At 66.0% G+C, this 20,571-nt stretch carries 20 protein-coding genes; 9 read left to right on the top strand and 11 right to left on the bottom strand.

Translation table 11 applies throughout. The features are described from left to right. Positions 1-45: 45 nt before the first annotated feature. The 7 genes from recQ to ATE67_RS07085 form a co-directional block, all read right to left on the bottom strand. Positions 46-1,824, bottom strand: coding sequence for a DNA helicase RecQ (gene recQ, locus ATE67_RS07110; protein WP_058816394.1), 1,779 nt, complete (start codon positions 1,822-1,824; stop codon positions 46-48). A gap of 173 nt (positions 1,825-1,997) precedes the next feature. After that, positions 1,998-3,635 carry a YbaL family putative K(+) efflux transporter gene (gene ybaL, locus ATE67_RS07105; protein WP_058816044.1) on the bottom strand — a complete coding sequence of 546 codons (1,638 nt, stop codon included), beginning with the start codon at positions 3,633-3,635 and terminating at the stop codon, positions 1,998-2,000. An 82-nt stretch (positions 3,636-3,717) separates the two neighbouring features. Further along, positions 3,718-5,532, bottom strand: coding sequence for an ABCB family ABC transporter ATP-binding protein/permease (locus tag ATE67_RS07100; RefSeq protein ID WP_058816043.1), 1,815 nt, complete (start codon positions 5,530-5,532; stop codon positions 3,718-3,720). A 42-nt stretch (positions 5,533-5,574) separates the two neighbouring features. Further along, positions 5,575-5,727 carry a hypothetical protein gene (locus tag ATE67_RS21340; protein ID WP_156416937.1) on the bottom strand — a complete coding sequence of 51 codons (153 nt, stop codon included), beginning with the start codon at positions 5,725-5,727 and terminating at the stop codon, positions 5,575-5,577. Between the two features lie 104 nt (positions 5,728-5,831). Next, on the bottom strand, positions 5,832-6,407 hold the full coding sequence (locus ATE67_RS07095) for an LptA/OstA family protein (protein ID WP_082660247.1): 576 nt from the start codon (positions 6,405-6,407) through the stop codon (positions 5,832-5,834). Further along, complete coding sequence (gene lptC / locus ATE67_RS07090; RefSeq protein WP_058816042.1) at positions 6,404-7,045, bottom strand: LPS export ABC transporter periplasmic protein LptC; 642 nt, start codon at positions 7,043-7,045, stop codon at positions 6,404-6,406. Before lptC ends, ATE67_RS07095 begins: the two co-directional genes overlap by 4 nt. A gap of 24 nt (positions 7,046-7,069) precedes the next feature. Next, positions 7,070-7,687, bottom strand: coding sequence for a ribonuclease D (locus ATE67_RS07085; protein ID WP_058816041.1), 618 nt, complete (start codon positions 7,685-7,687; stop codon positions 7,070-7,072). A 262-nt stretch (positions 7,688-7,949) separates the two neighbouring features. Here ATE67_RS07085 and ATE67_RS21980 point away from each other — a divergent pair, with 262 nt between their 5' ends. Continuing rightward, positions 7,950-8,732, top strand: coding sequence for a cold-shock protein (locus tag ATE67_RS21980; RefSeq protein WP_058816040.1), 783 nt, complete (start codon positions 7,950-7,952; stop codon positions 8,730-8,732). Positions 8,733-9,055: 323 nt separating this feature from the next. On the opposite strand, the gene ATE67_RS07075 is transcribed toward ATE67_RS21980, so the two are convergent. From ATE67_RS07075 to ATE67_RS07060, 4 genes are all read right to left on the bottom strand, one after another. After that, positions 9,056-9,514: a Dps family protein gene (locus tag ATE67_RS07075; protein WP_058816039.1), complete on the bottom strand. Its 459-nt coding sequence runs from the start codon at positions 9,512-9,514 to the stop codon at positions 9,056-9,058. 116 nt (positions 9,515-9,630) lie between these two features. Then, positions 9,631-10,194 carry a TMEM165/GDT1 family protein gene (locus ATE67_RS07070; protein ID WP_058816038.1) on the bottom strand — a complete coding sequence of 188 codons (564 nt, stop codon included), beginning with the start codon at positions 10,192-10,194 and terminating at the stop codon, positions 9,631-9,633. A 44-nt stretch (positions 10,195-10,238) separates the two neighbouring features. Next, positions 10,239-10,568: a hypothetical protein gene (locus ATE67_RS07065; protein WP_058816037.1), complete on the bottom strand. Its 330-nt coding sequence runs from the start codon at positions 10,566-10,568 to the stop codon at positions 10,239-10,241. A 52-nt stretch (positions 10,569-10,620) separates the two neighbouring features. Then, positions 10,621-11,265 carry a GGDEF domain-containing protein gene (locus ATE67_RS07060; protein WP_058816036.1) on the bottom strand — a complete coding sequence of 215 codons (645 nt, stop codon included), beginning with the start codon at positions 11,263-11,265 and terminating at the stop codon, positions 10,621-10,623. 188 nt (positions 11,266-11,453) lie between these two features. Here ATE67_RS07060 and purE point away from each other — a divergent pair, with 188 nt between their 5' ends. The 8 genes from purE to lspA all read left to right on the top strand — a co-directional run bounded on the left by purE (position 11,454) and on the right by lspA (position 20,570). Then, complete coding sequence (purE, locus tag ATE67_RS07055; protein WP_058816035.1) at positions 11,454-11,945, top strand: 5-(carboxyamino)imidazole ribonucleotide mutase; 492 nt, start codon at positions 11,454-11,456, stop codon at positions 11,943-11,945. Positions 11,946-11,950: 5 nt separating this feature from the next. Further along, positions 11,951-13,036, top strand: coding sequence for a 5-(carboxyamino)imidazole ribonucleotide synthase (locus tag ATE67_RS07050; protein ID WP_082660246.1), 1,086 nt, complete (start codon positions 11,951-11,953; stop codon positions 13,034-13,036). Continuing rightward, the gene (locus ATE67_RS07045; RefSeq protein WP_058816034.1) at positions 13,033-13,527 is read left to right on the top strand and encodes a dihydrofolate reductase; all 495 of its coding nucleotides are present in this window, start codon (positions 13,033-13,035) and stop codon (positions 13,525-13,527) included. Before ATE67_RS07050 ends, ATE67_RS07045 begins: the two co-directional genes overlap by 4 nt. Next, a complete protein-coding gene (locus ATE67_RS07040) occupies positions 13,524-14,723 on the top strand; it encodes a dipeptidase (protein ID WP_058816033.1) in 1,200 nt (399 codons plus the stop codon). The genes ATE67_RS07045 and ATE67_RS07040 overlap by 4 nt, the downstream gene beginning before the upstream one ends. Then, positions 14,720-15,649, top strand: a complete 930-nt coding sequence (locus tag ATE67_RS07035; RefSeq protein WP_058816032.1) for a bifunctional riboflavin kinase/FAD synthetase — start codon at positions 14,720-14,722, stop codon at positions 15,647-15,649. Before ATE67_RS07040 ends, ATE67_RS07035 begins: the two co-directional genes overlap by 4 nt. 110 nt (positions 15,650-15,759) lie before the next feature. After that, complete coding sequence (locus tag ATE67_RS07030) at positions 15,760-16,815, top strand: glycerophosphodiester phosphodiesterase family protein (RefSeq protein ID WP_197411898.1); 1,056 nt, start codon at positions 15,760-15,762, stop codon at positions 16,813-16,815. Between the two features lie 219 nt (positions 16,816-17,034). Further along, the gene (gene ileS, locus ATE67_RS07025) at positions 17,035-20,049 is read left to right on the top strand and encodes an isoleucine--tRNA ligase (RefSeq protein WP_058816030.1); all 3,015 of its coding nucleotides are present in this window, start codon (positions 17,035-17,037) and stop codon (positions 20,047-20,049) included. Beyond that, positions 20,046-20,570 (top strand): signal peptidase II, encoded by a 525-nt coding sequence (gene lspA, locus ATE67_RS07020; protein WP_058816029.1) that lies wholly within the window; start codon positions 20,046-20,048, stop codon positions 20,568-20,570. The genes ileS and lspA overlap by 4 nt, the downstream gene beginning before the upstream one ends. Position 20,571 lies beyond the last annotated feature (1 nt).

Genomic DNA, 20,571 nt, shown 5'->3' with positions numbered 1-20,571 from the left:
CGATCTACTCCCGCCGCCCGCTTGCTGACAAGCGTGAAGGTGCGTTCAATATTGGCGGATGACGTTCAGGAACGCGTCGCCCCACGCCTCGAGCTTCCTGGTGCCGACCCCCGGAATCGTCCCGAGCGCCGAACGCGTCGCCGGCCGCTCGCTCGCCATCGCGCGCAGGGCCGAATCGTGGAAGATCACATAGGGTGGCACCCCCGCCTCGACCGCGAGTTCGCGCCGCATCGCGCGCAGCGCGTCGAACAGCGGATCGCCCACCGGGTTCGCCGTTTCACCATCGCCGCGCCGCGATGCTCTTTGCGTGCGCTTCACCGGCGGCTCGGCGATCAGCACCGGCACCTCGCCCTTCATCACCGCGCGCCCCGCGGGGCCGAGCATCAGCCCGCCATGCTCGGTGGTGCCCAGCGCCTCGCGCGCGACGAGCGAGCGCACCAGCGGCTTGATCAGCCGCGCCTCGTCGCCTTCGACGATCCCGAACACCGACAATTTGTCGTGCCCGCGGCTCGCGATCCGCTCGTCGTGCCGTCCGGTCAGCACAGCCTCGATATGCCCCGCGCCAAAGCTCTGCCCGGTGCGATAGACCGCGCTCAGTAATTTCTGCGCGAGCACCGTCGCATCGACCTGACGTCCGGGCTCGAGGCAATTGTCGCAATTGCCGCAGCGTTCGGGCGGATTCTCGCCGAAATGCCGCAGCAGCAGCGCGCGGCGGCACTCGACCGCTTCGACCAGCGCCGCGAGCGCATTGAGCCGAACCCGCTCGCCCGCGACGCGTGCCTCGGGCAGCTCCGAAAGCCGCATCCGCGCGCGTGCGAAATCGTCGGCGCCCCACAGCATCATCGCCTCGGCGGGATCGCCGTCGCGCCCCGCGCGCCCGGTCTCCTGATAATAGGATTCGATCGATTTCGGCAGCCCGGCGTGCGCCACGAAGCGCACGTCGGGCTTGTCGATCCCCATGCCGAACGCGACCGTCGCGGTGACGATGCCGTCCTCCGACGCGACGAAATCATGCTGCACGCGCGCGCGCAGTTCAGGGTCGAGCCCGGCGTGATAGGCCGCAACGCTTCGCCCCGTCGCCGCCGCGATTTGTTCGGCGAGCCGCTCGGTGCCATTGCGCGTCGGGGCATAGACGATCCCCGGCCCCGGATTGGCCGCGATAAATTCGACAAGCTGTTTCGCCGGGCTCACGCGCGGGCGGACCGTATAGCGGATATTCGGCCGGTCGAAGCCCGCGAGGATCAGGCCGTCGGCGGGAATCCCCAGCTGAACGAGAATATCCTCGCGCGTGTGCTTGTCGGCTGTTGCGGTAAGGGCCAGCCGCGGCACCGCCGGAAACGCATCGAGCAAAGGCCGCAGCAGGCGGTAGTCGGGGCGGAAATCATGCCCCCATTCGCTGACGCAATGCGCCTCGTCGATCGCGAACAGCGCCGGCGTCTGCGCTTCGAGCAAGGTCCGGAATCCCTCGCCCGTCGCGCGCTCGGGCGCGACGTAGAGCAGATCGAGCTGACCGTCGCGATACGCCTGCCGCGTGTCGGCCCAGTCAGCATCGACGCTGGTGAGGCTCGCGGCGCGAATCCCCGCCGCGCGCGCGCCGCGCAATTGGTCGTGCATCAGCGCGATCAGCGGCGACACCACGACAACGCAGCCGTTCAGCGCGACCGCGGGGAGCTGGTAGGTGAGCGACTTGCCCGCCCCCGTCGGCATCACCGCGAGGGTCCGCGCGCCCGCCATCACGCGATCGACAACCTCGCCCTGACGCCCGCGAAAGGCATCGAAACCGAAGGTGGACTTGAGCAAAGGGAGGAGAGCGTCGGCGGACATTGTCAAAGGGCGATAGGGAAGATGCGGGAGCGATGGAAGCCCGGTCTCCTCAATATCGGCTGCAAACACTCCCACCCTGTCATCCCCGCGAAAGCGCGGGCCCAGAGCGTATGGGAGCTGACCCCACGCTGGGTTGCCGCTTTCGCGGGAATGACAACGGTTGGGAATGGGAGCTAGGCCAGCGTCAGCATCGCGCGCTCGGCCATCCGCGCGGCGGTCACGCGCTCGGCCATCACGACATGGTCGGCGCCGCGCCGCACCAGGTCGGCGACCTCCTCGTCCGAATGCGCGCGGGCGACGATCACCAGCTTCGGGTTGATCGCGCGTGCGCGGCGCACGATCGCGCCCGCCTCGACCCCCTCGGGGATCGCGATCAACAGCGTCGATGCGGTGTCGAGCCCGGCCTGCCGCAGGACGCTTTCCTTCGTCGCATCGCCAATTATCACGGTCGCGCCGGCCGCGCGCGCCGCCGCTGCCATATCCTTCTGATCCTCGATGACCGTCAGCCCCTCGCCGCGCCCGCAGATCAGCCCGCCGATATGGCTGCCGACGCGGCCATAGCCGATCAGCACGACCCCGGCGTTGCACGGCGCGGGCAGGTCCTCTTCCGCCGCCGGCGCATCCTCGACCTGCGTCTTGCGGACATGCTTCATCACCAGCGTAAACAGGATCGGATTGCACAGGATCGACAGCAGCGACCCCGCGAGGATCAAATCGCGCCCCGTTTCGGGCAGAACCTTCAGCCCCACGCCCAGCCCCGCGAGGATGAACGAAAATTCGCCGATCTGCGCGAGGCTGACCGACACCGTCAGCGCGGTTCCCGAATTATGGCCAAAGGCGCGGACGAGCGCAAAAGCGGCGACCGACTTGCCGACGACGATGATCGCGACCGTCGCGATCACCGGCCCCGGCTGCTCGATCAGCACGTCGGGATTGAACAGCATGCCGACCGAAACAAAGAACAACACCGCGAACGCGTCGCGCAATGGCAGCGTCTCCTCGGCGGCGCGCCGCGAAAGCTGCGTCTCGCCCAAAATCATACCCGCGAAAAATGCGCCCAGCGCGAAACTCACATCGAAAATCACCGCCGCGCCGAACGCGACGCCCAGCGCGATCGCCAGCACCGCGAGGCGGAACAGCTCGCGCGATCCCGAATGCGCGACCCAGTGGAGCACCCATGGCAGCACCCGCCGCGCGATCACGAACATGAAGGCGACGAAGCCGACGACCTTGACCAGCACGATCCCCGCCGACTGGAGCAGTCCGGCGGAGCCCCCCTCATCGCCGCGCGATCCGAACATCGCGGGGAGCAGCACCAGCGCGAGGACCATCACCAGATCCTCGACGATCAGCCAGCCGACCGCGATCCGGCCCTTTTCGGTCTCGACCATGTCGCGCGCCTGCAGCGCGCGCAGCAGCACGACGGTCGAGGCGACCGACAGCGCCAGGCCGAACACCGCGCTGCCCTCGATCGACCAGCCGAGCCACAGGCCGAGCGTCATGCCGAGCGCGGTCGCGACCACGATCTGCAGGATCGCCCCCGGCACCGCAATCTTGCGCACCGAGAGCAGGTCCTTGAGCGAGAAATGCAGTCCGACGCCAAACATCAGCAGGATGACGCCAATCTCCGCGAGTTGCATCGCCAGCCCGGTGTCGGCAACGAATCCCGGCGTAAACGGCCCAACGATAATGCCCGCGAGCAAATAGCCCGCGATCGGTGAAATCCGCAGCCGGTGCGCGAGCGCGCCCATCAGGAAAGCAACCCCGAGGCCGGCCACGACCGTGCCGATAAGGGTCGTGTCGTGTGGCATGCTTCCTGCGTAGGGGGTGGGGGCGTCGGGGGTCAAGGCAAGCGGCAAGAAAAGATGCCGTATCGGCACTGTCCTGCGCGCCCTAAACCGTGCCTTCTTCCTTCTCCGCCTGCTGCCGCGCCCACATGTCGGCATACAGCCCGCGCATGCCAAGCAGCTGGTCGTGCGTGCCCGTTTCGGCGACGCGGCCCCTTTCGAGCACGATGATCCGGTCGGCGTTGACCACCGTCGACAGGCGGTGCGCGATCACCAAGGTCGTACGGCGCTCGGCGATGCGTTCCAGCGTGTCCTGAATCGCCGCCTCGGTACGGCTGTCAAGCGCGCTCGTGGCTTCGTCGAGAATCAGGATCGGCGGGTTTTTGAGCAAGGTGCGGGCGATCGCGACGCGTTGCTTCTCGCCGCCCGACAGTTTCAGCCCGCGCTCGCCGACCTCGGTGTCGTAACCCTGCGGCAGGATGCGGATGAAGCCGTCGATCGCCGCACCCTCGGCCGCCGCCGCGATTTCCTCGGCGCTCGCGCCTTCGCGGCCATAGGCGATGTTGTAGCCGATGCTGTCGTTGAACAGCACCGTATCCTGCGGGACGATGCCGATTTGGGCGCGGAGGCTCGCCTGCGTGACCGCCTTGATGTCCTGCCCGTCGATCGTCACGCGCCCGGCCTGCGGGTCGTAGAAGCGGAAGAGCAGGCGCGCGATCGTCGACTTGCCCGCGCCCGACGGCCCGACGATCGCCAGCGTCTCACCCGCATCGACCGCGAAGCTGACACCCTGCAGGATCGTCCGGTCGTCTTCGTAACCGAAAACGACATTCTCGAACGCCACCGCGCCGCCGGTCACAACCAGCGCGGGCGCATCTTCGGCGTCGCGGATTTCGGGCGGGGTGTCGATCAGGCGGAACATCGCCTCCATGTCGATCAGGCCCTGGCGGATCATCCGGTACACCATGCCGAGCATGTCGAGCGGCCGGAAAAGCTGTGCGAGCAAGGTGTTCACCAGCACCACGTCGCCCACCTTATATTCGCCGATCGACCAGCCCCACACGGTGTAGGCCATCGCCGCCGCCATCGCGGCGTTGGTGATCAGGCTCTGCCCGATGTTGAGCCAGGCGAGGCTGTTCTCGCTCTTCACCGCGGCGCGCGCATATTGATCGGCAACGTCGCGATACCGCGCCGCCTCGCGGCCTTCGGCGCCGAAATATTTGACCGTCTCGTAATTGAGCAGGCTGTCGACGCTGCGCCCTACGGTCAGCGTGTCGAGGTCGTTCATCCGGGTGCGCAGCGCGTTGCGCCAGTCGGTCACCTTGCGCGTGAAGACGATGTAGACGACGACCATCAGCGCCGTGCCGCCCGCCAGCCCGAAGCTGAACTTGGTCCAGAAGATGATCAGCACCGCGACCAGCTCGATCACCGTCGGCGCGATATTGAACAGCAGGAAATAGAGCATCGTGTCGATGCTCTTTGTGCCGCGCTCGATCACCTTGGTGACCTCGCCCGTCCGCCGCGCAAGGTGGAAGCGCAGGCTCAGCGCATGGAGATGCGTGAAGGTCGCGATCGCCAGTTCGCGCGTCGCATCCTGCCCGACGCGTTCGAACACCACGTTGCGCAAATTGTCGAACAACACCCCGGCAAAGCGCGCGCCGGCATAGGCGAGCACCAGCCCGATCGCGAGCGCGACCCCCTCCTCCATCCCCGGCACCATCTTGTTGATCGCGGCGCCATAGAGAAAGCCCATCGACAGCTGTACGCCCTTCGACGCGAGCACGATGAGCGCGGCGAGGACGATGCGGACTTTCGCCTCGGTCTGCTCTTCGGGCCAAAGATACGGCAGAAAGCGCCGCAGCGTCTTGAGGACGGGCGGTTCTTCACGGGGCGCTGTCGCGGAAGGGGTCTGGGGCGGCATGAGCGCCCCATGTAGGATGCCGCGGCGCTTACGCCAAGAGCATCAACGCGGTGTTCGCTGCCCCATATGGCTGATGATGCGGTCAAGCAGCCGCCGTTCCTCGCGCGTCGGAGCGACCGGCGCGACTTGGTCGGCGCTCGCGATGCGGCGGCCGAAGATCGGGCGGCGGGTCGGAAGCAAAGGGGAATATCGCATCGGGGACGCCTTGCCTTGCGCGGCCGCCCCCCGGCACCGCAATGGGTCTGGTCCCCGCGGACAAAATCGCCCCGCGGCGCTTTCGCAATCCTTAAAGTTTAAGGTTACTGCTTTCTTTCCGGAACCGTGAAAGTGCCCGTGACGCGCCCGCCGCTCTGGCCGCTGACGGGGTTGCCGTCGGGACCGCGCGCCGCGCCGCGGCCGTCGACCGTCGCCTTGCCGCTGTTGAGGTCGATCACCAGCCGGCCGCCGTTGAGTCGGTTCGCGCCCTGCGTCAGCTGGACGTTGCCGACCATCGTGATCAGCCGCTTGTCGAGGTCATAGATCGCGACATTGCCCTTCGCGGTCTCATTGCCCTTGGTCACCACGACGCCGCCCGTGGCGTCGAGCCGGTTGACGTCGGTGCCCCCGGCGCGCGTGTAGGCGACGGTCATCCGCTGCGACGTGACGGTCATTCCCGCCTGCGTCACCTTGACCCCGCCCGACAGCACGACGCGATCAGACCGGTCCTGCACCTCGATGCTGCCCGCGTTGAAATCGACCGGCGCATTGCTGTTGTGGTTGGCGAGCGCCTGCGCCTGCGCAGGCGCGCCGCCGCCCGCCGACAGGATCGCGAGGCTGGTGAACGCGAAACTCGCACCCGCGAGCGCCATGCTCTTCATGGTCCAAAGCCCCTTCATTTGTTCAGCGCTCCCTGATTGATCCTGAGCCGCGCATTGCCTTCCAGGCGGACGATGCGCTGGTCGAGGTCGGCCGACAGCCGATTGGCCGAGAATTGTCCGATATTCAATGCGCCGCTGACCCCACCGGTCCCGACGAGGCTGCGGCTCTTGAGGTCGATCGCGACATTGCTCGCATCGAGCCGGTATCCGCTCGCGCTCCGCACCCGCACCGTGCCCGGCACCGACACTTTTTCGGTGTCCATATTATACGCGCCCTCGGGCGCGGCGATCGTCGCTGGGCCGTCGTCCAGCCGGATCGCCCCCGACAGCTCGCTCATCCGCACGATCGGTTCGGCCGAACTCTTCTGCACCGCGCTGCCCGCGAGCAGTGCGAACGGCTGGCCTTTCGAATCCTGTCCACGATATTCGGCGCGCGTCACCTTCATCCGCTCGCTCGCCATATCGACCTTGTCCTTGGCGAGCAGGAAGCTGATTTCGCTGCGCTGGGTGAAGGGCGAGAAGATCAGCACCGCCGCGACAACGCCGATCACCAGCGGCAGTCCGAAACGCAACAGGCGCACGACCCGGTCGTGGTTCGACCCGCTGGCCGCCCACATCCGGCGCATGGTGCGATCATGATCGGCGCGTTCGGACATAATCTATCTGCGAATCACTCTCGGTCAGCTGTGCGCGAAGATGTCGACCTCGGGCCATCCGGCGAGGTCGAGCGCGGCACGCGTCGGCAGGAAATCGAAACAGGCCTGCGCAAGGTCGGCGCGCCCCTCGCGCGCAAGGCGGGCATCCAGCACCTCTTTCATCGCATGCAGGAACCGTACGTCGCTAGCCGCATAATCGCGCTGGGCGTCGGAAAGCTCGGCCGCGCCCCAGTCGCTCGACTGCTGCTGCTTCGAAATATCCTGGCCCAGCAGCTCGCGCACCAATTCCTTGAGGCCATGGCGGTCGGTGTAGGTGCGAACCAGCTTCGAGGCGATCTTGGTGCAATAGACGGGAGCGGTGACAACGCCCAGCGCCTGCTGCAACGCGGCGATGTCAAATCGTGCAAAATGAAAGAGTTTCAGCCGGTTGCGGTCGGCAAGGATCGCCTTCAGCACCGGGGCATCATAGCTGCTGCCGGGTTTGAAGCGCACCAGATGCTCGTTGCCCGACCCATCGCTGATCTGGACCAGGCACAGCCGGTCGCGCAGCGGGTTCAAACCCATCGTCTCGGTGTCCACCGCGACCGCACCGGGTCCCAGCGCGCCCTCGGGCAGATCGTCTTCGTGAAAATATACGGTCATATGAGCCGCCTTAGGCCAAGCCGCCTTGCCGCTCAATGACTGGATTCACGCGCGGGGCGCAACAAGGCGCCGATCGAGGCGAAGCGTGTAAAATTCTGCACCGCCGTTTTGAATTTTCTGTTCGCAGGCTGTGGATAATTAGGCTATATCTTGCGCCGTTAGCGGCATGGGGTGAGTCTATGCCCATGGTGAGCTGCGTCCCCGTCCGGCGCAAGGAACCGCGTCAATGGGGTGTGGACGAACCGAAAGCGACTATTAGACTATGAGTTTCAACAAGGATCGCCGCGGCCAGCGGGGGCGCGGCAAGCGCGACGATTTCGGCAATTTCGACAGCTTCGAACCGGCTCCCTACGGTGGCGACAGCTATGGCGGCGGCAACCGCGGCGGCTTCGGCGACCGCGGTGGTTTCGGCGGCGGTGATCGTGGCGGCGGTGGCGGCTTCGGTGGCGGCGATCGCGGCGGCTTCGGCGGTGGTGGTGGCGGTTTCGGCGGCGGACGCGGCGGCGGCATGCCCGCGCAGGTCGTCGGCGAAGGCAATGGCACCGTCAAATTCTTCAACCCGTCAAAGGGCTTCGGCTTCGTCGCGCGCGACGATGGCGGCGAAGACGTGTTCGTGCACATCAGCGCGGTCGAGCAGGCGGGCCTTCAGGGCCTCGCTTCCGGCCAGCCGCTCGGCTTCACGCTGGTCGAGCGTAACGGCAAGGTGTCGGCAATCGACCTCAAGATCGAGGGTGAGCCGCTCCCGATCGAGGAATTCGCTCCGCGCCGCGACGACCGCGGCGACCGTCCGGCGCCCGGCGGCGCGCGTGGCCGTCGCCAGCTGACCGGCGAACGCACCTCGGGCACGGTGAAATTCTTCAACACGACGAAGGGCTTCGGTTTCATCGCGCGCGACGACGGACAGGCCGACGCCTTCGTCCACATCAGCGCGGTGCAGCGCGCCGGTATGGCGGGCCTCGAAGAGGGCGACCGCGTCGCCTTCGACATCGAGGTCGACGACCGCGGCAAGTTCGCGGCGGTCAACCTGCAGCCGTCGCAGGACTGAGCGAAACCTGATCGCTGAAACGGAAAGGGTGCCGCAAGGCGCCCTTTTTGTTCGTGCGGATGGCGGTTAAGGACGGGAAGCGGACCCTCAGGCCTTCCTAACCCTTTCGTGTCGAGCGAAGTCGAGATGCCCCTCCGTCGTGCATGCCTTCGGGATGTCTCGACTTCGCTCGACACGAACGGAGATAGCTCTGAAAACGGCCGGACATCATCGTCGCCCCGCAAAAGCGGGGGTCGCCATCGGCCTTACCTGACATCTCCAGCGACCCCGCCCTCGCCGGGAGACGGTTCAGTGGAATGTCCGCTCCCTAACCCATGCCGCCATCAATATCCCAGCGTCGCCTCCAGAAACCATATCCGCTGCTCGGTTTCGTCGGCCCAGGCGTCGACCAGCCCGCTCGTCGCGATGTCGCCGTCGCTTTCGGCCGCGGCCTTCACCTCTTTCAGCTGTGCGAGCAGCGTCCGGTTGTCCGCCGCGAGCGTGCGCACCATGCCGTCGGCTTCGACCACAGCGGCATCGTCGTCGCGAATCGACTGCCGGCGCGACACGTCGCCGATCGAGCGCAGCGTCGGCGCACCATTTTTGCGCACGCGCTCGGCAATCAGGTCGGTCGTGGCCAATATCTGCGTCGCCTGCTCGTCGAACAGCAGGTGCAACTCACGAAAGCGCGGCCCCTGCACGTGCCAATGGTAATTCTTGGTCTTGAGATACAGCGCAAAGCTGTCGGCGAGCAGCGCATTGAGCGCGTCGGCGACCGCGGGCTGATTGTTGCTGTTGGACATGGGTCGATCCTTTCTGTTGCCGCCATCGATATAGGGAGCCGTACGCCCTATTCCCATGAAAGCATTTGATCGATCTCATCGACAAAAGCGATGATCGAGGAAGGCATCGGTCGGATTTACAATCCGAAAGCCCCCATCGCGGTCTTGATACCCCACAGGATCAGGATTGCCGCGCTTCCCCAGCGCAGTATTCTTGCCCCGTGCTGCTCGGCGAGCGTCGAGCCGAAGGCGAGGAAGGGCAGCATCGCCAGCACCCAGCCGATCATCCCACCCGACGCCGCCCATGTTCCGGCGCCGCTCGTCGCGGCGAGCGCGCCGATCAGGAAATGGCTGCGGTCGCCAAGCTGGCTGGCCAGCACCCGCACCGCCAGCGCAGGCGGCGGCGTCGCGGCAAGGCTTTCCGGCGATGGCCCCAGCCGCCCGCGCCACAGCAAGGCGGCCGCCGCCGACAGCATCGCAAAGGCGACGAGCAACGCGACGACGCCCTGGCCGATCATCCGGTTGGCGATCGCGCCGGCGATTGCGGCAACCGCGGCATTGATCAGGAAGGCGCCGAAAGCGATCGCGACGACGAGCCGCCGGTCACGCCGCAGGGTCAGCAAGTCGGACAGAAAAATCCCTGTGCGGCCGTCGGCATTGGCAAGTGCGACCGCGACGAGCGCGAGCATGATGGCGTCCATGGGAGGAAGTCGTGCGACGTCGGCCGGTTGGCGTCAATGCCGCATCAGTGGCCCAGGCGCATGGCGACCGATGCCAGCCACGCTTCCTGCGCGGCCGCGGACAGCGGCCCGCGCGGCGCGAACACCGCATCGCTCATCGCGTCGAGATAAGTCAGCACCGCGGCACGATAGCCGCCCGCAGCGACCGCCGATTCGAGCCGGCTGGCCAGCATCTCGACCGCGGCGAAGCCGTTGTCGCGCGCGAGGCAGCGGATGTCGTCGACCCCTTGCACCAGCTGCCCGGCCGCGCAATGCGGCAAAGCCTCGGCAAGCGCGCCGATCTGTCCGGAAATCCGGTCCTGAATATCGATGAAATGGTCCGCTTGGATACCCATGTTGCACCCCCTGCCCCTGCGGCGAGGATGCGCTTCAATGGTTAATGCGTGGTTATCGCTGGCCAGGGAAGCCGGGCTGCGTCTGCTTGCTGCGATACATGTCGCGATCGGCGGCGGCGAGCACGTCGGATTCGGTCATCCCGATCTGCAACATGGCGATCCCGAAACAGGCCGACAGCATGATTTCCTGCCCGTCGTAGACCGCAGGCGCGGCGCTCAGCACATGGCCAAGGCGGTTGACCTGGACACGCGCGCCCTCTTCGGTGGACTGGTCGAGGATCAGCCCGAATTCGTCGCCGCCGATGCGCGCGGCGACATCGGTCGCGCGGATCGATTCGTCGAGGCGCTTGGCGATCTCCATCAGCGCGAAGTCGCCCGCGGCATGACCGAAGCTGTCGTTGATATATTTCAGCTGGTTGACGTCGACGAACACCACCGCGGCGCATTCATTGTGCCGCTCGAACCGCGCGAGGCGCTGGTGGATCGCGGTCAGGAAATAGCGGCGGTTGAACAGCGGCGTCAGCGTATCGCGCTCGGACACGCGTTCGAGCTCGGCGACCGCGATCTTCAAAATGCGGTTTTCACGGCGCAACGCGTCGCGTTCCCGGCGCAGTTCGCGCAGCTGGTCATCAATGGAGTCAACGGAAGCGAAGCCGAGCTGGTCGACTGCGATCCTTGCCCCCCCTACGCTATCCATTCCAAATCCCCGGTGCATACCCAAATGGTCCGCCGACGGCCGCCGGCACGATATACAGCCAGAACGTTAGACAGCCTTTGATACCAAGAGGTAAACGCGCGGGAAGATTTGCGCAAAGTTGCCCAGGCGCGGGACAGTCGCTAGGGGACGGGGGGCGGTGATTCATCGCCGGGGCAGGAGGGTATGGAATGAGCGCGCCGCTCGTCGGAGTCATCATGGGCAGCCAGTCGGACTGGCCGACCATGGCGCATGCGGTCCAGATTCTCGAAGAATTCGGTATTGCGCATGAGGTTCACATCGTCTCGGCGCACCGCACCCCCGACCGCCTCGTCGACTATGCCAAGGGCGCCGCCGGCCGCGGGCTGCAGGCGATCATCGCGGGCGCTGGCGGCGCCGCGCACCTGCCCGGCATGGTCGCCTCGATGACGCGCGTGCCAGTGCTCGGGGTGCCCGTCCAGTCGGCGGCCCTGAGCGGCGTCGACAGCCTGTATTCCATCGTCCAGATGCCCGGCGGCATTCCGGTGGCGACCTTTGCGATCGGCAAGGCGGGCGCGACCAACGCGGGGCTGTTCGCGGCCGCAATGCTCGCCAATAGTGACGCCGATCTGGCGCAAAAACTCGACGCCTGGCGCACGACGCAGACCGACAGCGTGGCGCCGACGCCCGTTCGCGAAGGCTGACCATTTTGCTGTCACCGGGCTCGACGATCGGCATCTTGGGCGGCGGCCAGCTCGGCCGGATGCTGGGCCTCGCCGCGGCGCAGCACGGCTACAAGGTCCATATTTACGCGCCCGACGCCGAAAGCGTCGCCGCCGAAGTCGCCGCGCACCACAGCCGGGCGGCGTGGGACGACGAACCGCGGCTCGCCGCTTTCGCCGCGGTATGCGACGTCGTCACCTTCGAGTTCGAGAATGTCCCTGTCGACACCGTCCGCTTTCTCTCGGGCCATGTCGCGGTCCAGCCCGGCGCGGCGGCGCTCGAAATCGCGCAGGACCGGCTGACCGAGAAGAATTTCGTCGCCGGCCTCGGCGGACGCACCGCGCCCTTCGCCGCGGTGCCGGATCGCGCCGCGCTCGACGTCGCGCTCGCCCAAATCGGCGCGCCCGCCATCCTCAAGACCGTGCGCATGGGCTATGACGGCAAGGGACAGGCACGCCTGGCCGCCGCCGAAGACGCCGAGGGCGCCTGGCAGGCGATCGGCCGCCACGCCGCGATTCTCGAGGGTTTCGTCGCCTTCGAGCACGAGTTTTCGGTGATCCTCGTCCGCGGCATCGACGGCGAAATCCGCTACTGGGATTCGACGGTCAACGTGCACGAGGGCGGCATCCTCGCGGCCGCCAGCCTGCCGCCGCCGCCGATCGTCGCGACGCAGCAGGACGAAGCGCGCGCGATGATGGCCGAGATTGCCGATGCGCTCGACTATGTCGGCGTCCTCACCGGCGAGTTCTTCGCCACCGACGGCGGTCCTGTCTTCAACGAGATGGCGCCGCGGGTGCATAACAGCGGCCATTGGACGATCGAGGGCGCTGTCACCAGCCAGTTCGAAAACCATATCCGCGCGATCGCCGGCCTGCCGCTCGGCGGCACCGCGACGCGGGCGGTGCCGGTGGTGATGCGCAACCTGATCGGCGCCGACATCGGCCTGATCCCGGCGCTGCTCGCCGACGACAATTGCCACGTCCATCATTATGGCAAGGCCGAAGTCCGCGATGGCCGCAAACTCGGCCACGCCACATGGGCGGGTGCAGCGCCCGGAGCCTCTCCCGCATGAACCGCCCCGAGATCACGCTCATACTGGCGCGCGCCGCCAACGGCGTCATCGGCGCCGGCGGCAAGATGCCCTGGCATCTTCCGGCCGACCTCCGCCGCTTCAAACAGCTCACCATGGGCCGCCCGATGATCATGGGCCGCAAGACCTTCGACAGCCTGCCCGCCATTCTCGAAGGCCGCCGCCACATCGTCCTTACTCGCGATCCCGACTGGCAGGACGAGGGCGCCGAGCCCGTGGCGACGGTCGAGGACGCGCTGAAGCTCGCCAATGCGCCGCATGTGATGGTGATCGGCGGCGCCGAAATCTACGATCTTTTCCTGCCGCTCGCCGACCGGATCGAATTGACCGAAGTCGCGCTCGCTCCCGAGGGCGATGCCTCGATCCCTGCACCCGATCAGAAGGAGTGGCGGGAGATCGCGCGCGAAGATCACCCGGCCGCCGACGGCAAGCCCGCCTTCGCCTTCGTCACGCTTGCGCGGAAACGCGGATGAAACGCTGGCTTCTCGGTCTCGCGATCCTGCTGCTCGTCGTGGCAGCCGCTTTCTTCGCGCTCGCGCCGGGGATGACCGAACGCAGCCTCAACAAGATCGACGGCAAGCCGCTGGCCGCGGTGTCGGAGCGCGCAAAGGCGCTGCACAAGACGCTGACGATCGTCGATCTGCACAGCGACACTTTGCTCTGGCAGCGCGACATGCTCGATCGCGCCGAGCGCGGCCACGTCGACCTGCCGCGGCTCGAAGAGGGCAATGTCGCGCTGCAGATTTTCTCCAGCGTCACCAAGACGCCAAAGGGGCAGAATTACGACGCAAACAGCGGCGACACCGACAATATCACGCTGCTGACCGTCGCTCAGCTCCAGCCGCCGCGGACGTGGACGTCGCTGCTCGAACGTTCGCTCTGGCACGCGGAAAAGCTTCACCGTGCGGTCGCGAAAGCCGACGGCAAGCTGATCGACATCACCGACCCTGCCGACATCGACGTTCTGCTCGCCGCGCGCCGCGGCAATCAGCTCAAGACCGGCGCGCTGCTCAGCATCGAGGGGTTGCAGGATCTCGAAGGCGATATTCGCAATCTGAACAGGCTCCACGAAGCGGGATTCCGGATGGCGGGGCTCGCGCATTTTTTCGACAATGATGTCGCGGGTTCGATGCACGGAACCCGGAAATATGGCCTGACATGGCTGGGCCGCGAGGTGGTGCCGCGGATGGAAGAGCTCGGCATGATCGTCGACATCGCGCATTGCAGCCGCGCCTGCGTCGCCGACATCCTCAAAATCGCGCGCCGTCCGGTCGTATCGAGCCACGGCGGGGTGCAGGCGACGTGCAAGGTCAACCGCAACCTCGACGACGAGCAGATCCGGGGCGTCGCCGCGACCGGCGGACTCATCGGCATCGGTTATTGGGACGCTGCGATCTGCGACACATCCCCAGCGAGCATCGCCAAGGCGATGAAGCATGTCCGGGACCTCGTCGGCATCGACTATGTCGCGCTCGGCAGCGATTATGACGGCGGCACCACGGTACGCTTCGACACGTCGAAGCTGGTGCAAGTGACGCAGGCGCTGATCGATGCGGGCTTCACCGACGACGAGATTCGCGCCGCGATGGGCGGCAATGCGATCCGCGTGCTGAAGGCGGGCATCGTCCCGCTGCCCCGGACGCCGCTCCCGCTCGCCGAGGCCTTATGATCCGCCTGGACGGCCACCAGCGCATCGAGGGCGATCTGCGCGGCGGAGTCATCGCGCTCGGCAATTTCGACGGCTTCCACGCCGGCCACCAGGCGGTCGTCGGCCGCGCCGTCCGCCATGCGCGCGACGAGGGCCGCCCGGCGATCGTCGCGACCTTCGACCCGCATCCGGTGCGGCTGTTCAAGCCCGACGTCGCGCCCTTCCGCCTGACCACGCTCGACCAAAGGCAGGAATTGTTCGCGGCGGCGGGCGCCGACGCGATGCTCGTCCTGCCCTTCGACGCGGCGCTCGCCGCGACCACGGCGGAAGATTTCATCGCCGCCCTGCTGCTCGACCGCTATGGCGCCGCGGGGGTCGTCACCGGCGCCGATTTCACCTTTGGCAAGGGGCGCGGCGGCAATGTCGTGACGCTCGCCGACCACGCCCGCCGCCTCGGCTTCTTCACCGAAATGGTCGCCCCGGTCGACGATGCCGAGGACGCCATTTCGTCGAGCCGCATCCGCAAGGCGCTGCAGGCGGGCGACTGCGCCACCGCGACGCGCCTGCTCACGCGCCCCTTCACGGTGCGCGGGATCGTCCAGCATGGCGACAAGAAGGGCCGCCTGCTCGGCTTTCCGACTGCGAATGTCGACATGGGCAATTATCTGCGCCCGCGCTACGGCATCTATGCCGTCACCGGAAAGCTTCCCGACGGCCGCGTGCTGAAGGGCGCCGCGAACCTCGGCATCCGGCCCAGCTTCGACCCGCCGAAGGAGTTGCTCGAACCGCATTTCTTCGATTTTTCGGGCGACCTTTATGGCCAGGAAATCGACGTCGCCTTCCACGCCTTCATCCGGCCCGAGGCGAAGTTCGACGATATGGATGCATTGATGGTTCAAATCGCGGTGGATTGCGACGCCGCGCGCACGCGATTGGCTGACATCTAATTTATCGTCACCCTCGTACGAGGCACGTGACTCGTGCGACTTGATCCGGGGTCCACGCAGCGAGGCGGGAATGGATGCCGGATCAAGTCTGGCATGACGAAGGGGGAATGATGGCTGACACCAGCGATACCGACGACTGGGCCGACGCGCTCACCGGCCCGAAGAAAAAGCCGATGCGCCGCGGCACGAAAATCTTCCTCTGGGTCTTCACCGCCCTCGTCGCATGGCTCACCCTCTCGAACGCGAGCTGGCTTGCGCCCGACCCGGCGGGCAAGCCGAAGCTGATCGCGCACCGCGGCGTCTATCACCTCTATGACAAGCGCGCCGCGATCGGCCGCGACACCTGCACCGCGCGCTATGTCTACCCCCCGACGCATGAGGTTTTCGAAAATACGGCCGAATCGATGCGCTGGGCGGTGGGGCTCGGCGCGAACATGGTCGAGGTTGACGTCGCGCCGACGAAGGACGGCCGCATGGTCCTGTTCCACGACTGGACCGTCGACTGCCGGACGAACGGCCGTGGCGAGACGCGCGACCTGACGCTGGCGGAACTGAAGGCGCTCGACATCGGCTATGGCTATACCGCCGATGGCGGCAAGACCTTCCCGCTGCGCGGCAAGGGCGTCGGCAAGATGCCGACCGTCGAAGAAGGTCTCGCGGCGCTCCCCGTCCATCCGATCCTCTTCAACTTCAAGTCGCGCAACCCGCAAGAGGCCGACCAGCTTTTCGCGATCCTCAAGGCCTCGGGCCGCGACAGTGCGAAGATCGGCGACGCCTTCTACGGCGGCGCGCGTCCGGTGAAGCGGATGCGGCAGCTGCTGCCGAACAATTGGTCGTTCGACCTCAAGACCGAAGCCAAGGCCTGCACCAAGGATTATGTCAAATATGGCTGGACCGGCATCATACCGGAAAGCTGCCGGAACGGCGTGATCGCGATCCCAGTCAACTATCAATGGGCCTTCTGGGGCTGGCCCGACCGGCTGATCCAGCGCATGGACAGCGTCGGCGCGCGCATCATCGTCTTTGGTCCCTATGAAAGCGGCAAGTCCAACGAAGGCCTCACCACCCCGCAGCAACTCGCGAAGGTTCCTGCGAGCTTCAACGGCTATATCTGGGTCGAGGACATCCGCGCGGTCGGCCCCGCGCTGCGACCGCGGCAGAAATAGACGCGAGCGGAGAACCGAATTTTTTACTTCACGCGAAGACGCGAAGGCGCGAAGCGGCCTTCCCTTCCGGCCCCGCACCATCCCTCGCCATTGGGGGGGGGAAAGGGGCCTGTCGGCTCGGTGCTCCTTCTTCGCGTCTTCGCGTCTTCGCGTGAAACCTTTTCTTCCACTACCCATATGCTTTGCGCCCACGCGAATCTGCGCTAAGCGCCGCGCACCATGACCGACACGCCCGCACCCGCAGAACAGCGCGACTATCGCGACACCGTCTTCCTGCCCAAGACCGACTTCCCGATGAAGGCCGGCCTGCCGCAGAAGGAGCCGTTGATTCTGGCGAAGTGGATCGAGGGCAATCTGGAGGCGCAGATTCGCGAAAGCCGCAAGGGCCGCGACCAGTTCATCCTCCACGACGGCCCGCCCTACGCCAATGGCGACATGCACATCGGCCATGCGCTCAACCATATCCTCAAGGACATGGTCGTCCGCACCCAGACGCTGAAGGGCAAGGATTCGCCCTACGTCCCCGGCTGGGACTGCCACGGCCTGCCGATCGAGTGGAAGGTCGAGGAGCAATATCGCAAGAAAAAGCTCAACAAGGACGAGGTTCCGGTCGAGGAATTCCGCGCCGAATGCCGCGCCTATGCGCAGCATTGGGTCGATACCCAGCGCGAGCAGCTGAAGCGCCTCGGCATCGGCGGCGACTGGGACCATCCCTACCTCACGATGGATTATGAGGCCGAGGCCACCATCGTGCGCGAGCTGCTCAAATTCGCCGCCAACGACATGCTCTATCGCGGCGCCAAGCCGGTGATGTGGTCGCCGGTCGAAAAGACCGCGCTCGCCGAGGCCGAGATCGAATATGAGGATATCGTCTCGACCCAGATCGACGTCGCGTTCGAGATCGTCGAGAGCCCGATCGCGGAGCTGGTCGGCGCTTATGCCGTGATCTGGACGACGACGCCGTGGACGATCCCGGTCAATCAGGCTTTGGCTTATGGGCCAGAGGTCGAATACGACCTCTTCAAGCTGAACCTCGCCGGGGGCGAGAATGTTCGAGAGATGCGTGTACTCGTTGCCCGACCGCTCGTCGGTGCCTTCATGAGCCGTCTCACGGCCGATCTTAAGGCAAAGTTTGGCGACAAAGGCTATCCGGCTGGCTTCGACTTCAAGACCTTCAAAGGCTCCGACCTCGCCGGCACCATCGCCCGCCACCCGATGCACAAGCTCGGCGGCTTCTTCGCGCGTCCGCGTCCCTTGCTCGCCGGCGATTTCGTCACGACCGACAGCGGCACCGGGCTCGTCCATATGTCGCCCGATCACGGCGAGGACGACTTCGACCTGTGCAAGGCGAACGGGCTCGATCCCGTGTTCGCGGTCGAGGGCGATGGCAAATATCGCGCGGACTGGGGCTGGCTCGGCGGCCAGGGTAGCGTGATCAACCCCAAGTTCAACGCCCCCGACGGCCCGATCTGCACCGACCTGCGCGACGCCGGCGGGCTGCTCGCGGCCTCGGCTGACTATCAGCACAGCTATCCGCACAGCTGGCGCTCGAAGGCGAAGGTCATCTATCGCTGCACGCCGCAATGGTTCGTGCCGATGGACAAGGTCATGACGCACATCGAGCCGAAGGCCCCGCGCGAAAAGCGCTGGGAGAATGAGGGCGGCGCGATCAACCCGCATGAGGAGGATCTCTGCGACGCGCCGACGCTACGCCAGGCCGCGATGCACGCGATCGAGCGCACGCGCTTCGTGCCGCCCAAGGGCCGCAACCGCATCGGGTCGATGGTCAAGGATCGCCCCGACTGGGTGCTGAGCCGTCAACGCGCGTGGGGCGTGCCGATCACGCTCTTCGTCGACCGCAAGACCGGCCAGTACCTCAACGACCCGGTCGTCAACGACCGGATCGTCACCGCGGTGCGCGAGGGCGGTGTCGATGCGTGGAGCGATGCGCGCGCGCAGGACTATCTCGGCGACGCCTATGACGCCGCCGATTACGAGCGCATCACCGACATTCTCGACGTCTGGTTCGATTCGGGCTGCACCCACGCCTTCGTCCTCGAAAGCGGCAAATGGCCCGCGCTTGTCCGCCACGACGGCGGCACGCACAGCGCCGACCTGTACCTCGAAGGCAGCGACCAGCACCGCGGCTGGTTCCAGTCGTCACTGCTGGAGTCATGCGGCACCCGCGGGCAGGCCCCGTACAAGGCGGTGCTGACGCACGGCTTCACGATGGACAGCAAGGGCTTCAAGCAATCGAAGTCGCTCGGCAACACGACCGATCCGGTCAAGGTGATGGAAACCCACGGCGCCGATATCATCCGCCTGTGGGCGCTCAGCGTCGACTTCACGGAGGACCACCGCATCGGCGACGAAATCCTCAAAGGCGTCGCCGACCAGTATCGCAAGCTGCGCAACACCTTCCGCTACCTGCTCGGCGCGCTCGACGGGTTCAGCGAGGAGGAACGCATCATCGACGTTGCGGCGATGCCCGAGCTCGAACGCTATATGCTCTCGCTGCTCGCCGACCTCGACGCGAAGATGCATCGCGCGGTCGATGACTTCGACTTCAACGGCTACACCCGCCTGCTGTCGGATTTCTGCAACGAAGACCTCTCGGCCTTCTATTTCGACATCCGCAAGGACGTCCTCTACTGCGACCTCGGCCCCGCCGCGCCGCTCGGCACCGACACCCGCCGCGCATACCGCAGCGTGCTCGATGTGCTGTTCCACGCGCTTGTCCGCTACGCCGCGCCGGTGCTGGTGTTCACCAGCGAAGAGGTTTGGGGTACGCGGTATTCCGACGCTGGCAGCGTGCATCTGCTGGAGTGGCCGGACTTCGATTATTTGCTGTTCCCCCGCGAAGGCGGGGGCCCATCTCCTGCCGGTTCCGTTTCGCACCATCCGGAGACGGGTTCCCGCCTGCGCGGGAACACACAGCTGATTGAGAAATGGGCACGGATTCGCGAAACCCGCGCGCTCGTCACCGAACGCATCGAACCGCTGCGCCGCGACAAGATCATCCGCTCCAGCCTCGAAGCCGAGGTGTGGCTGCCGAACGAAGCCGATGATGTCGATTTCGAGGAAATCTTCATCACGTCGACCGTCCATCAGGGCGACTGGGATGTGAAGCGCACCGAAAACCACAAATGCGGCCGCTGCTGGCGCCACCTTCCCGAGGTGGCGGAGGACGGCGCCTTGTGCAATCGCTGCGAGACGGTATTGAGCGCGGGATGAGCCAAAAATCTCCCCATCTGCGCTTCGGCCTGATCGTCGCGGCCGCCGCCTTCCTGCTCGACCAGATCAGCAAATGGATCGTCGTCGTGCCGATCTCGCTCGAAACCAAGCCGCAGGGCTCCGTCGAGCTGCTGCCGTTCTTCAACCTGACCTGGGCCGAAAATTGCGGCATTTCGCTGTCGATGTTCTCGCAATGCAACGACACGACGCGCTGGACGCTCGTCGCGGTCACCGCGCTGGTCGCGATCGCGGTCGCGGTCTGGATGACCCGCGAAAAGGCGAAGGGCGACGTGATCGCGCTCGCGCTGATCTTTGGCGGCGCGCTCGGCAATATCGTCGACCGCGTGCGCTTCGGCTATGTCGTCGACTTCGCCGATCTGCATTTTGGCGATTTCCGCCCCTTCCTCATCTTCAACGTCGCCGATGCGTGCATCACGATCGGCGTGCTTTTGCTGGTTGCGCGGGCGCTGCTCTTGGGCGAAAAGGGCGAGAGCGCGGACGCCAAGCCTTCCGCCGAATAAA

The organism is Sphingopyxis sp. H050, from assembly GCF_001468265.1.
Lineage (GTDB): Bacteria > Pseudomonadota > Alphaproteobacteria > Sphingomonadales > Sphingomonadaceae > Sphingopyxis.
Note: the sequence above shows the minus strand (reverse complement) of the source record. Positions and strands in the feature narration are given on the sequence as shown.